Origin of the sequence: Phyllobacterium myrsinacearum (assembly GCF_014138285.1) — a bacterium.
Taxonomy (GTDB): Bacteria; Pseudomonadota; Alphaproteobacteria; order Rhizobiales; family Rhizobiaceae; genus Phyllobacterium; species Phyllobacterium myrsinacearum_A.
Window position 1 is genome coordinate 1 of sequence record NZ_JACGXN010000006.1, and the last position, 13,616, is coordinate 13,616.

12 protein-coding genes are annotated in these 13,616 nt (G+C 54.6%); 5 read left to right on the forward strand and 7 right to left on the reverse strand.

Annotated elements, in window-relative coordinates:
* Nucleotides 1–341 precede the first annotated feature (341 nt).
* The 4 genes from FHW16_RS17615 to repC all read left to right on the forward strand — a co-directional run bounded on the left by FHW16_RS17615 (nt 342) and on the right by repC (nt 5,808).
* Entirely contained in the window at nt 342–1,367 is a 1,026-nt protein-coding gene (locus FHW16_RS17615; protein ID WP_246711833.1) for a LacI family DNA-binding transcriptional regulator, read from the forward strand.
* A gap of 527 nt (nt 1,368–1,894) precedes the next feature.
* Complete coding sequence (repA, locus tag FHW16_RS17620) at nt 1,895–3,172, forward strand: plasmid partitioning protein RepA (RefSeq protein WP_432652047.1); 1,278 nt, start codon at nt 1,895–1,897, stop codon at nt 3,170–3,172.
* Nucleotides 3,173–3,180: 8 nt separating this feature from the next.
* On the forward strand, nt 3,181–4,254 hold the full coding sequence (gene repB / locus FHW16_RS17625; RefSeq protein WP_182550571.1) for a plasmid partitioning protein RepB: 1,074 nt from the start codon (nt 3,181–3,183) through the stop codon (nt 4,252–4,254).
* Nucleotides 4,255–4,461: 207 nt separating this feature from the next.
* Entirely contained in the window at nt 4,462–5,808 is a 1,347-nt protein-coding gene (gene repC, locus FHW16_RS17630) for a plasmid replication protein RepC (RefSeq protein WP_182550572.1), read from the forward strand.
* Nucleotides 5,809–5,867: 59 nt separating this feature from the next.
* Here repC and FHW16_RS17635 read toward each other — a convergent pair whose 3' ends face one another.
* From FHW16_RS17635 to FHW16_RS17665, 7 genes are read right to left on the reverse strand one after another with little or no spacing between them, the layout of a single operon-like run.
* On the reverse strand, nt 5,868–6,656 hold the full coding sequence (locus FHW16_RS17635) for a transporter substrate-binding domain-containing protein (RefSeq protein ID WP_182550574.1): 789 nt from the start codon (nt 6,654–6,656) through the stop codon (nt 5,868–5,870).
* A 49-nt stretch (nt 6,657–6,705) separates the two neighbouring features.
* Nucleotides 6,706–7,434, reverse strand: coding sequence for an amino acid ABC transporter ATP-binding protein (locus tag FHW16_RS17640; RefSeq protein ID WP_182550575.1), 729 nt, complete (start codon nt 7,432–7,434; stop codon nt 6,706–6,708).
* Nucleotides 7,418–8,071 (reverse strand): amino acid ABC transporter permease, encoded by a 654-nt coding sequence (locus tag FHW16_RS17645; protein ID WP_182550576.1) that lies wholly within the window; start codon nt 8,069–8,071, stop codon nt 7,418–7,420. The genes FHW16_RS17640 and FHW16_RS17645 overlap by 17 nt, the downstream gene beginning before the upstream one ends.
* Before the next feature lie 10 nt (nt 8,072–8,081).
* Nucleotides 8,082–8,765, reverse strand: coding sequence for an amino acid ABC transporter permease (locus tag FHW16_RS17650; RefSeq protein WP_182550577.1), 684 nt, complete (start codon nt 8,763–8,765; stop codon nt 8,082–8,084).
* Nucleotides 8,766–8,780: 15 nt separating this feature from the next.
* Nucleotides 8,781–9,536 carry a 2-dehydro-3-deoxy-D-gluconate 5-dehydrogenase KduD gene (gene kduD, locus FHW16_RS17655; RefSeq protein ID WP_432652048.1) on the reverse strand — a complete coding sequence of 252 codons (756 nt, stop codon included), beginning with the start codon at nt 9,534–9,536 and terminating at the stop codon, nt 8,781–8,783.
* Nucleotides 9,537–9,541: 5 nt separating this feature from the next.
* Nucleotides 9,542–10,378 carry a 5-dehydro-4-deoxy-D-glucuronate isomerase gene (gene kduI / locus FHW16_RS17660; RefSeq protein ID WP_182550580.1) on the reverse strand — a complete coding sequence of 279 codons (837 nt, stop codon included), beginning with the start codon at nt 10,376–10,378 and terminating at the stop codon, nt 9,542–9,544.
* A 42-nt stretch (nt 10,379–10,420) separates the two neighbouring features.
* Nucleotides 10,421–11,185 (reverse strand): GntR family transcriptional regulator, encoded by a 765-nt coding sequence (locus FHW16_RS17665; RefSeq protein ID WP_182550582.1) that lies wholly within the window; start codon nt 11,183–11,185, stop codon nt 10,421–10,423.
* Between the two features lie 548 nt (nt 11,186–11,733).
* Between FHW16_RS17665 and FHW16_RS17670 the strand changes: the two genes are divergently transcribed.
* Nucleotides 11,734–13,530, forward strand: coding sequence for an acetolactate synthase 3 large subunit (locus tag FHW16_RS17670; RefSeq protein WP_281410130.1), 1,797 nt, complete (start codon nt 11,734–11,736; stop codon nt 13,528–13,530).
* Nucleotides 13,531–13,616: the final 86 nt, after the last annotated feature.

Below are 13,616 nucleotides of genomic sequence, written 5' to 3' on the forward strand. Positions count from 1 at the left end.
GTCGCGGTTATGCGCAAGCTTCTCGTCACCGCCAATGCGCTCGTCAAAGCCGATCGCATGTGGGTCGAAAAACATGCTTGATCACAACGGAAACTAATCGCAAGGCGCGAGAGGTGCTGGGATTCCAGCAGGAGCATTCGTGGTGCAAAGACGTCAAGCTGGATTGAAATGCAATCGAGACCGTGGATGCCGGATAAACCTCGCTGATTGCAACGCCTCGCGGCTCCATCGGGCGCGGGTCGAATTTGCTCTTAACGGGCGTGAAGCCCCATCGTAGTGTCCAATAGAGAATAAGTATATGATTTGCCTCACATGCTTGTCCGAAATGGAGATATGAACCCTTGCAACATCGACAGCGCTTACCTGAGAAAAAGAGTAAGATCACCCTCAAAGAAGTGGCGCGTCATGCAGGCGTTGGAGAATCGACCGTATCGCGGATCATGCGTAAGGACGGGTCCGTTTCGGAGGCAACAAGGCTGAAGGTTATGGAGGCCGTTCGTGCCACCGGATATGTGCCTAACCGTATTGCCGGGTCCTTGGCTTCTCTCAATTCCCATCTGGTAGGCGTGGTGATCCCTTCATTGTCGAATATCGTTTTTCCGGAAGTGCTGCAGGGCATCCATGCCGGATTGAAACAGGGGGACTACCAGCCCGTTATCAGCACGACAGAATATGATGTCGATTTGGAAGAGGATGTCGTACGCGGTCTCCTCGCGTGGAAACCGGCGGCGATTCTCATCGCTGGTTTTGACCACACGGATGCTACACGCCGGATGCTGGTTCAGAGTGATATCCGGATCGTGGAAATGATGGATATTGACGCCGTTCCCATCGATATTGCTGTAGGCATGTCGCATCGACGCGCGGGGTATGTGACCGGAAAGCATCTTGTCGCACGGGGATACCGCCATTTCGGATATGTTGGCCACGACTGGAATGCAGATCGACGCGCGCATCTGAGATATGAAGGGATTGTCCAGGCCCTGAGTGACTCAGGGCTTGCGATTGAGGCTCATGCAATTGCGGAAGCACCAAGCTCGGTTGGCGTGGGACGGGAAATGACGGCACGAATTCGTGCCGAGGCTCCGGGACTCGACGTCGTTATTTATTCCAACGATGACATGGCCGTGGGGGGCGCATTTTATTGTCTGGGCGCAGGAATAAGCATGCCTGATCAATTGGCGATCTTTGGCTTCAATGGACTGGATATCGGGCGGGAGTTACCCCAACCACTTTCCACCATTCGGTCAAACAGGTTTTTGATCGGGCGCACGGCCGTCGAGAAGGCGTTTGAATCGCGGCTACGTCCCCCAGCTCCCGCAGTTGTTGACACGGGTTTTGAGGTTTTCGATGGAGCGACAGCCTGAAGCATTGGTCTCGACCGAAGAGATGATCCTGACCAGAACACTATCGGAGCAGATGTTGCTGATAGTGCCGCAGGACGGAGCAATCCATCCTCTGATTAACAATGCCAGGATCCTTCAGTGACATCGCATTCGCTGCGAGGGACATGCCTCAATCCTCCCGAAATGCATGGTTGAAACTCTCCCAGATTGGCCCAACAATATATTGGAGCGCTTTACGTGATTTGTGGACGATGATCATATCAGCCGGCAGCATCATGTGTATCAGGCACACCTGCCGCCTGCCTTAATGGTTAATTTGCGTTAACTATAAACTGCTTGACGCGACTCAGTTCTTTTAGCAGTTTGCTTACGGTTTTAAGGGGTATCCTGCGAAATAAGCGTTACACGTAAATCTGAATGTTAGTGCTGTTTAACGGCGTTAAACTACCAACCAGCGTTACCCTTTTGGTATTTCAATCGAATCGGCGCATCTTAACCCTGCGCTGATGCGATTCTTTTGAACAGGCGCACGGGATTAATACGTAACTATGATGAATGCGGTACAGACAACTCAACCGGATGGAACGCAACTGGCGGCAGTGCCACAGCCATCCGCTGCCCTGACCGCTGATCGCGCCATCGCTGCGGACGCAGAAATGCTGTCGGCACAATTGCAGGCCATGCGTAACCGCTTGTTTCCACCTACCGCACAAAAGACCCTGCGCAAATTCACGAGCGGCGAAGCTGCAAAGCTCATCGGTGTTTCAGACGGCTATCTGCGCCAGCTCTCCATCGCGGGTGAGGGGCCCCAGCCGGAAACTGGTGCAAACGGACGCCGGCTTTATTCACTCGCTGAAATCAATGCGCTGCGCCATCATCTCGCCGATGCCGGCGGACCCAAAGCCAAGACTTATCTCCCCCATCGCGATCCTTCCGCCAACGAGCATATGCAGGTGATCGCGGTCACGAACTTCAAGGGCGGCTCGGGCAAGACCACAACAAGCGCTCATCTGGCCCAGCATTTGGCCATGTCAGGTTTTCGCGTCCTGGCAGTTGATCTTGATCCTCAGGCATCGATGTCGGCGCTTTTTGGCTACCAGCCGGAACTCGATCTGACGGGGAATGACACGCTTTACGGTGCCATTCGCTACGATGGTGAACGGCGTCTGATGCGCGACATCATCCGCAAGACTTATTTCGATGGGCTTGACCTTATTCCGGGCAACCTCGAATTGCAGGAATTTGAACACACCACGCCGCAGATGCTTGCGGACCGCCAGCATGGTGCGCAACAGAGCATCGAACAGCAGCTGTTCTTTGCCCGGGTACAGGCAGCGCTCGACACGATCTCGGACGATTACGATGTCGTTGTCATCGATTGCCCGCCTCAGCTGGGTTTTCTGACGCTTTCCGCGCTGTGCGCCGCCACATCCGTTCTTGTTACCGTGCATCCGCAGATGCTCGATGTAGCGTCCATGAGCCAGTTTCTGTTCATGACAGCTGATCTTCTGGCAGTCGTGCGCGAGGCAGGCGGTGAACTCAACTTCGATTTCATGCGCTATCTCATTACGCGCTTTGAGCCCAACGATGCACCGCAGCAGCAGATTGCTGGTTTCTTGCGTTCGCTGTTTGGTGATCGCGTCTTGACATCGGCCGTGGTCAAATCAACGGCATTTTCCGATGCCGGTCTCACCAAGCAGACGCTGTATGAAGTTTCGCGCGACAGTTTTACCCGGGCGACCTATGACCGGGCCATCGAATCGCTGTCCTCCGTCAACGCCGAAATCCAGAGCCTGATCTTCAGGGCCTGGAATCGGCCTGTGTGAGGTAAGAGATGACAGATAAAAATCGCAGGGATCAACTCAAGGCGTTGTTCGGCACGGTGGATACGGTCCCCCAGCCGGAGCCTAAACCGGTCAATCCGGCTCCGTTGGAAGACAGCCTGCCGAGTGAGCAGCCAAAGCAGCGCACGGCGTCTGGGGCCATCAAGGCTATGGGCCTGTCGCTCGGCGGTATCTCGCGTGAGCTGGAGGATGCCCGCAAGATTAGAGAAAGTCTCGAGGGAGCGGAACGGGTCATCGAGATTGATCCCCAGCTTATTGAATATTCTTTTGTTGAAGATCGTTTGAGTCATGATTTCGGCTTGGATGAAACCTTCCGGGAGTTGGTGGAAAGCATTAAGCTGAATGGCCAGCAGGTTCCGATCCTTGTTCGACCGCATCCGGAGCGGCGGGGATACTATCAGACGGCATATGGTCATCGCCGCTTGCGGGCTGCCGCAGAGCTCAAGCTGCCGGTGCAGGCGATCGTCCGTGAGTTGAGCGATGCCCAGCTTGTGGTGGCACAGGGCAAAGAGAATGCCGAGCGCCGTGATCTCTCGTTCATCGAGCGTGCATTCTTTGCCCGCAATCTCATCGATCGGGGCTTCAGCCGGTCGGTGGTGCAGGATGCCCTGGCTTTGCATAAGGCGGAGATGACCCGCTATCTGCAAGTCGTGGACGCCATCCCGAAGCCGATTTTGCAGGCAATCGGCCCAGCACCCAAAATCGGTCGGCCGCGTTGGGTGAGACTTGCCGATATGTTGAGAAAACCCGAAGGCCGTGAGGCGGTTCAAGGGGTCGTTCAACAGGATCATTTCAGATTGCAGGGCAGCGACGGCCGTTTTGAGGCGGTGTTCGAACATCTGCTGAATCTCAACAAGCCTGCTGTAACGGCAGCAGCCAAGGTCGATCCTGCTGATGCAAGGGAAATACGTGACAGCAACGGTGATTTCATCGCCAAGCTTCTGAACACCAAAAAGGAGCGGTCGATCAGTTTTGCCGACACGGTTCCCGAAGCGTTCGTGGAGTATGTGGCCGGCGAGTTAAACGGGCTTTTGCAGCGCTACAGGAGCGAACGAAAAGCCTGAGACATGCGTAATTCTGGTTTTGTGTAAGCGTTGAACGGAAAGAACAGAGAGAAGGAACAACGGCAAGAAAAAAGGCCCCCAGAACGTTACCGCTCCGGAAGCCCTCTTCAATGTAGCAATTTTAGAGAATCACTTCCTACCTGACTTGTCAAGAGTCGGACGCGTTCCGGCAACACCTTTCCCTTGCCTCAATTTGAGGTAGAGAAAATGACTGATCGTTTTGCAACGACGCCATTTGGCGGGCGATCGCTGTCGCATGCCATGTTCGCAGTGCAGGAAAAGACAGCGCGTGCCCGCGAAAAACTGGCGGGAACTGATGCCAATCACCCGGAGAAATGGGCGCTTTTGCGTGAACTGACGCAGGCGCGCGCTGCATTCTTCCTGTCGGATCGCACTATAGCCGTACTGGAAGCGCTTCTGAGCTTCTATCCCGAGACTTTGCTGGATGGTAGCACGCCTGTGGTCGTGTTTCCGTCCAATGCGGAACTGTCCATGCGTACGCGTGGCATGTCCTCTGCGACCATTCGCCGGCACCTTGCCGCGCTTGTGGAAGCCGGATTGATCATCCGGCGGGATAGCCCGAATGGCAAGCGCTATGCCAGGCGTGGGGAAGGTGGGGAAATCGAGCACGCATTCGGCTTTGATTTGTCGCCACTCGCGCTGCGCAGTGACGAAATCAGGGAACATGCGGCGGCTGCGCGGGACATGGAGCGGGCTATTCACCGTGTTCGCAGCGAAATCACTATTCACTTGCGCGATGTATCCAAGACCATTGACGCAGGATTGAGCGAGGAGCGTCTGGGTGACTGGGAAGCCTATGCGGACGAACTGGCAGCCCTCTCGGGGCGGGTAAGCAGGCATCTGCCATTGGAGACAATGAAAGTACGGCGAGACAGCCTCGCAGCGCTTCGGAGCAAGGTTGAAAAAGCCTATCTTGATACACTTTCAAACGAAGAAATGAGCGGCACTGACTCTTCTTCTGAGCACCATATTCAGAATTCAAATATAGACCACCATTTTGAAAGGGCTTCCGAAAAAAGCCAGAAACAAACGGCAGCACCAGAATTTGCAAACAGCGGGGTTGCTGACAGGGGAAGAGATGACAAGGCAGAAGCCGGACGCAGCCAGGCAATGACAAAAATGCGCCAGCGGTTGCTGGACGCCAAACTGAAACGGGTTCAGCATCGGGATGCCGTGCCGGGTGATTTGCCAACCGGGACGATGAAGGCGTCAGCTTTGCCGCTGGGCGCTGTATTGGAGGCCTGCCCGCAAATTCGTGACTATGCCCGCAATGATATCGAGGATTGGCGCGATTTGATGCAGACAGCGGCTTTGGTCCGTTCCATGCTCGGTATTTCACCCGATGCCTGGGAAAGAGCGCGCGAAACGATGGGTGATATCAACGCTTCCATCACAATTGCTGCGATATTGGAACGGGCAGGAGAAATCCGTTCGCCCGGAGGATATCTGCGCGCGCTAACCGACAGAGCCGAAATTGGCCAGTATTCGGTCATCCCAGTGATCAAGGCGCTCAACGGTGAGGGGAGAGCATAGATGTGGAAAGCGAAAAGGGGCGCGCGAGCACCCCTGATCTAGTGTTTTCGGGCCTGAGATCAACGAGAAGTCAGATCGTCAGGCAAATCGCGGTTGTGGAACTCCTTGAAGACAGTCCGCAGCGTTCCATTGGCGAAATTGGTCTTTACCCAGCTGTTCAACCAGTCCTGCAGCGGCTTTTCACCCTTGGGAAGAGCGATACCGAGATTGGTTTCCTTCTGAGTGAACTTCAGTTCGAGCGGATTGGTCGTGCGTTTCTTGTTCAGACCGCCAAGTACAGCGGACTGACTGGAGATGATGTCGAGCTGACCGGTTACAGCTGCAGTGATCAGTGTCGCATCGTCCTCAAAACGCACAATTTGCGCGCCGGGGGCATTCTGGGTGATATCCATGTCGTTCGTTGTCGCACGGGTAACACCAATGCGCTTGCCAGCGAGATCCGCATAATTCTTGATCTCGACGTCTTTAGGCGCCGCGACGATCAGGCTGAGTGTGGCGTAGGGTACGGAATAATCGATCGCCTTCTTGCGCTCTTCGGTAATACCAAGGGCGGAGACAACCAGATCAGCCTTTCCCGTTTGCACGGTCGGTACACGCGCGGCATTGGTAATCTCGACAAGATCCAGTTTCACGCCAAGATCTTTGGCAATCAGGCGCGCGGTCTCGACGTCGGACCCTGTGGCTTTGAGATCGCCATCGACATAGGAATATTCCGGGCTGCCCATCGCGACGGCGATGCGTATTTTTCCGGATTTCTTAATATTTTCAAGGACATCGGCCTGCGCAGCAGTTGCGGCTATCATGAGTGCTGCTGTGGCTGCTACGGCCACTTTCATTATCATTTTCATGTTCTCTCTCCCAGTTGATTCAAGTCCCACCGGCTATGCCGGATTGGTTTCAGAGGCCGTTCGCCAAGAACTCCTTCAATTCTTGTGTTTCCGGCCGCACAAGCATGTCACCGGTACCAGTCTCCCAGACCCGGCCGGTGTTCATATAGATGACGCGGCTTGCAACCTTGCGCGCGAAGGCCATTTCGTGGGTTACGACGATCATGGTCATTCCACCCTTGGCCAGATCTTCCATCACACGCAGGACTTCACCCGTCAGTTGCGGATCCAACGCCGAGGTCACCTCGTCAAAGAGCATGACCTTGGGCTGCATGGCGAGCGAACGGGCAATCGCCACACGCTGTTGCTGGCCGCCAGACAATTGCTCGGGATAGGCATCGATTTTCTGGATAAGACCGACCTTTGCAAGAACCGATTTCGCTGTCTCCATCGCTTCGGCGCGACCAATATTCTTGACGCGGCGCAGAGCAAGCATGATGTTCTCCGCCACGTTCATGTGTGGAAACAGATTGTAGCTCTGGAACACCATTCCCACGTCCTGGCGCAGCGCGCGAATGTTGAGATCCGGTGACTCCACTCGGTGTCCGCAGACTTCAATCGTTCCGCCCTGAATTGTTTCAAGGCGGTTGATACAGCGCAGGGCCGTGCTCTTGCCTGAACCCGACTGGCCGATGAGTGCCACCACTTCACCCGGTGCAACATCAAAAGATACGCCTTTGAGCACTTCGACGGTTCCAAACCGCTTGATCACTTCATGGAGTTTAACGGCGGCCGACATTCAGTTTCCTCTCGAGAGAACGGCTCCAGACCGATAGGGGGTAACAGACGCAGAAATAGAAAGCGGCCGCGATACCGAAAATGAGAAACGGCTGGAACAGCGAATTGTTGATGACCTGTGCGGCGCGGGTGAGCTCGACGAAGCCCACAACCGATGCCAGCGATGTATTCTTGACGAGCTGCACCATGAATCCGACTGTCGGCGGGGTCGCGATGCGCATGGCCTGCGGCAGGATCACGTCTATCAGTACTTGCCATCGTGTTAGAGCGAGACATTCGGCTGCTTCAAATTGGGTTCGTGGTACGGATTCGACGCATCCGCGCCAGATCTCGCCGAGATAGGCACTTGAGTAGATCATCATGCCGACACCGGCAGCCATAAGCGGTGGAAGTTCGATACCGATGACACCGAGGCCGAAATAGATGACGAACATCAGGATCAGCAGAGGCGTTCCCTGGATGATCTGTACATAAATGAGAGACAACCGCCGCAGCCAGCGTATGGGCGAAGTGCGGGCGAGCATGACGAAGAATCCTGCAACGCCACCGAGTGCAAAGGCGAGTGCGGAGAGGACGACAGTCCAGACAAGCCCCTGCAGCAGATAGAAGAGATGATTTGTAGTGAAACCGTCGGTCATGGATGCTTCCTCACAATGGTGTGCCAAGCCGGCGGCGACGCGGGAATATGGCGAGGGCTATTGCGTGAAATCCAAAACGAAGCAGATAGGTGATGACCAGATAGATCGCAGCGATGACGATATAGGTTTCAAATGAGCGGAACGTGTAGGACTGGATGTTGTTGGCAACACCCGTCAGTTCTTCCGCTGATATTTGTGAGGTGATCGAGGTGGAAAGCATCATAAGGATGAATTGGCTGGTCAGTGCCGGATAGACGCGTTCAATCGAGGGCATGAGAATGATATCGCGGTAGATCTGGAACCGGGACAGGCCGAGTGCTTCCGCCGCTTCAATCTGGCTTGGATGCACAGCCTCCATACCGGCCCGCACGATTTCAGCTGTATAAGCTCCGACGTTGATTACCATGGCAAAAACCGATGCAAAAAAGACCGGCATGGTCAGGCCCATGGACGATAATCCGAAGAATATGAAGAATATCTGGACGATGAACGGCGTGTTGCGAACAATCTCGATGTAGATGCCGACGACGAGACGCAGCCATGGATAGGCACTGCGCCGGGCAATTGCACAGAGAACCCCGATGACAAGTCCGATGGCCACCGCGACGATGGTCATCTGGATTGTTGTTATCGCGCCCTGAAGAAAGCTTTGCCAGTAGGGGAGAAGGGCCTCGAAATCGAACTGGTAATTCATGGCGCTTATCTCACTCTATCGCGCAAGCCAGCCGCCATCGACGGGCAGCACCGTGCCGTGGACGTAATCCGAGGCTTTCGAGGCTAAAAATACCGCCGCGCCGCCAATATCCGAGGGATCACCCCAGCGGCCAGCGGGTATTCTGGCAAGAATCTGAGCGCTTCGATCCTGATCTTCCCTGAGGGCTGTCGTATTGTTGGTGACGAAGTAACCGGGAGCGATAGCGTTGACGTTGACACCCTTTGCCGCCCATTCGCATGCCAAGAGCCTGGTAATTCCGGCAAGCCCGCTCTTGGAAGCGGTATAGGACGGAATGCGGATGCCGCCCTGAAAGGACAGAAGAGAGGCAATATTGATGATCTTGCCCCGTCCGGCGGCAATCATGTGTCGGCCGGCAGCTTGTGCAAGGAAAAAAGCCGATTTGAGATTGGTGTCCATGACGGCATCCCAATCAGCTTCGGTAAAATCAACAGCGTCATTTCGGCGGATGATACCGGCATTGTTGACCAGAATATCCAGCCCACCGAAGGCTTTCTGTGTTTCCTCGATGATTGAGGCGACCGGGGCGATCGTGCCGAGATCCGCCCTTATTTCATGGAAGCGGGCGCCTGCTTTTTCGACGAGAGAACGGGTTTCATCCATGGATGACCGGCCAACAGCCGCAATCGAGGCTCCAGCTTCGGCAAGTGCCACTGCGATACCCTGTCCAATGCCGGTATTTGCACCTGTAACAATGGCAATTTTGTCTGAAAGATCAAAAAGATGCGTCACAACAATCACCGCAGCGCACTAATGGGGATATGATCCATATCCGTGAAGCTTTTGTTATCGCCCCCCATGGCCCAGATGAACGCGTAGTTGGAGGTGCCGACGCCGGAATGGATTGACCAGCCGGGCGATATAATCGCCTGTTCATTGGCGACGACAAGATGACGCGTTTCGGATGGGTCACCCATCATGTGGAACACACGCTGATCGTTGGCGAGATCGAAGTAGAGATAGGCCTCGGACCGACGGTCGTGGGTGTGCGAAGGCATGGTGTTCCACATATTGCCGGGATCAAGCTGGGTCAGACCCATGACCAGCTGGCAGCTGTCGCAGACATCGGGATGAATGTACTGGAAGATGGTGCGCTTGTTTGATGTAAGTTGATCACCCAACTTCACCTGCTTGGCCTGCTCCGGCTTGATAAGCATGCTCGGATGGGCGGCGTGGGCCGGTGTCGAGAGAAGATAGAACTTGGCCGGATTTGCCGTGTCGATACTCTCGAACACGACGTCGATCACACCTTTACCGATGTAGAGACAATCTCTCGGTGCAAGTTCATGAGCAGTGCCATCGAGCGATATGCGGCCTGCTCCACCGATGTTGATCACGCCCAGTTCCCGTTGTGCGAGGAAAAATTCCTGTCCGATCGGCGTCGGAGCACTTAGATGGATTGGTTTTGTTGCAGGCAGGGCGCCGCCGATGACCAAGCGATCGATATGGCTATAGGTAAGAACGATTTCGTCCGTTTCGAAAATGCTTTCAATCAGAAAGTGGCGGCGCAGATCGTCTGTACCATAGGCACGAACGGCATCTGGATGGGAAACCTGTCTGACTTCGATTTTCATGTCTTACCTTTGTTCATTTTGCTGAATGACGTTCGAAATTGGCTATTCATCGTCAATGAAATAGCTCGGATTGATGTTTCGCATTTCCTTCACTTCATTGAGCATCTGGCCAAGATGGAATCCCATTGCCTCGACAGCGTGGGCCGTGTCGTGCCGGCGAATGCCGTCAAGAATCGCCTCGTGCTCGACAATTACCCGTGTCAGACGTCCCCGCTGCGGCAAAGTCAGACGCCGGTACCGGTCGATCTGCATTTTGACCTGCTGGATGACGTTCCAGATGCCGGGGAAACCGGCGATGGCATTGATCTGAAGATGAAAGCTTGTATCCGCCTGGTGAAACAGTTCGTTGTCAGGCACGGCTTCGGCCAATGCGAGATCAGTAATGCTGGCTTCGAGACGCTTGATATCCGTCGTATCGGCCTGCTCGGCTGCAAGCTTCACCGTTGTTTCTTCCAGCGATTTACGAATGAGGATGGCTTCGTAGAGCGCACGCCGTGGAATGCGGGCGACAAACGTTCCGGATTGCGGGAAAATATCAATCAGACCGTCATCAGCGAGCCGCAAAACGGCCTGATGGACAGGCGTACGGCTGACACCGAAATGGGCAGCGATTTCCTTTTCTGAAATCGGCTCCATTGGCTTGCGCCGGAGTGAGATAATCTCCTCCAGCAGTTCCTTGTAAATGTGCGTCGCTGCGCGCGGGGTTGCTGCACGTTGCTGCACATAGGCGGTCTGGGACGATGAAAGCGGATGCGTCCGATCGCGCTTCCTGTCGACATCGTTGGCTTTTCCGTCATCTGTGAGCATGCCATCTATCCTTTGGTTCTGCGGTCGTCGCGGCCGCCTTTGGCAATTCTGTCCACTCTTATTGACGGATTTCTCGTGGCGTTTCGCAAGCATTAATGCGAGTGAAATATAAATATTCTAATATTTCAGTTTTGACAAGAGTGTTCGAAACTGTTGTGCACAGGGACGGGGAGCGCATGCAGGGCCGGTCGGCGCAGCGATTTTTCCATGAACGAGGGTACGCGTCGGCCATTGGCCGGATATTGTTATTGGCTGGCTTCAAACGGTTGGGAACATGGATGTGTGTGACGGCAAGAACCGGACCGGGCTGCCACCGCTGCTCTTGAAGCAGCGTTGACGATCAGCCGGATACAAGCTAGTGAATTTGATTATGAAAATTGCAATGGTTCTCGTGGTGGTGCGATCGCGCATGGGCAGGATGGTTTGACCATCCGGCGTTAGCACCCATGCGCGGCAAACAGGCTCCTGACGGGGCCTTTTTTACGCCCAAATTTCACTGGCCGCCCCGTCAATATGATCCTTTTCAACCATTGCAACAAGGAACTGTCATGACAGGCAAACACACTATTGAATCCGCACGGACTCCCATGACCGGGGCAGAGATTGTTATCAGGGCATTGCGCGATAATGCAGTCGAGCATATATTTGGGTATCCGGGGGCGGCGGTATTGCCCATCTATGACGAAATTTTCCAGCAGAGCGATATCAAACACATACTTGTTCGCCATGAGCAGGGCGCAGGTCATGCGGCTGAAGGCTATGCCCGCTCGACGGGGAAGGTTGGCGTTATGCTGGTCACCTCGGGGCCGGGCGTTACCAATTCCGTTACGCCCCTGCAGGATGCGTTGATGGATTCTGTTCCAATCGTTTGCCTGTCGGGGCAAGTGGCGACAACGCTGATAGGCTCCGATGCCTTTCAGGAGTGCGATACGGTTGGCATCACTCGGCCATGCACGAAGCACAATTGGCTTGTCACGGATGTCAACGAGCTGGCCTCTACTATCCATGAGGCATTCCGCATTGCGCGCTCGGGACGGCCAGGGCCGGTGCTCGTGGATATGCCTAAAGATATTCTCCTTGCCAGCGGGTATTACACGGCCCCCTCTGATGTGAGTGAGACGAAGAGTTATCAACCCAGAATTGAAGGTTATGATACGCGAATAGGCGCGGCATTGGATCTCCTGGCGAAGGCGCGCAGGCCGGTCATTTATACCGGTGGAGGCGTGATCGGTTCCGGACCTGCGGCGTCGGCGCTGCTGCGGGAATTTGTCGATTTGACCGGCTTTCCCATCACCTCGACCCTTATGGGGCTCGGAGCCTACCCGGCATCGGGGCCAAACTGGCTGAAGATGCTGGGCCTGCATGGTTCCTATGAAGCGAACATGGCTATGCACGAATGCGATATCATGCTGTGCATCGGTGCGCGTTTCGATGATCGGGTAACGTCACGCCTCGATGGCTTTTCACCAAGATCGAAGAAAATTCATATCGATATTGATCCTTCCTCTCTCAACAAGATCGTCACCGCAGACATTGCGATTCAAGGTGATGTAGGAAGTGCCTTGAAAGATATGCTGCGCCTCTGGCGAGCTCTACCGGTTCCACCGGATCAGGGGCGTCTGCGAAGCTGGTGGGAGAGGATCGATCAATGGCGAGCACGCAATTCCTTCTCCTACGCAATGGATCCTGCAACCATCATGCCGCAATATGCTCTCGAGCGTCTTTATGCGCTGACCAAAGATCGCGACACCTACATCACAACGGAAGTGGGGCAACATCAGATGTGGGCAGCACAGTTCTATGGTGTCGAGAACCCCAATCATTGGATGACATCGGGCGGACTCGGTACAATGGGATATGGTTTGCCTGCCGCAATTGGTGTGCAGATCGCCCATCCTACAAGTCTCGTGATCGACATTGCCGGGGATGCATCCGTGCAGATGAGCATGAAGGAATTGTCGACGGCAATTCAATACGACGCACCCATCAAGGTGTTCATACTCAATAACGAACATATGGGATTGGTTCGGCAATCACAGCAGATTCTGCACGGGAACCGTCTCTCTCATTCCTATTCGGAGGCTTTGCCCGACTTCGTGAAGATGGCCGAAGCCTTTGGCGCCGTTGGTATGCGGTGTGACAATCCAGGAGATCTCGATGATGCGATACAAGAGATGATTGATGTTAAACGGCCGGTCCTGTTCGACTGCCGGGTGGCCAAACTTGCCAACTGTTTCCCGATGATCCGGCCGGGCCGTGCTCACAATGAGATGCTGCTGCCTGATGAGATCACGGGCACTTCCTTTTTTGGGCCCGTCGAATTTGACAGCCAAGGGATGGTGTAATCGCCCGGATCGTTCCTGAAGTATTTAGTGACGCAACGCCGACAACATATTGGTGTTGCGTTATTTTTATTGATTGCTATCTCCAT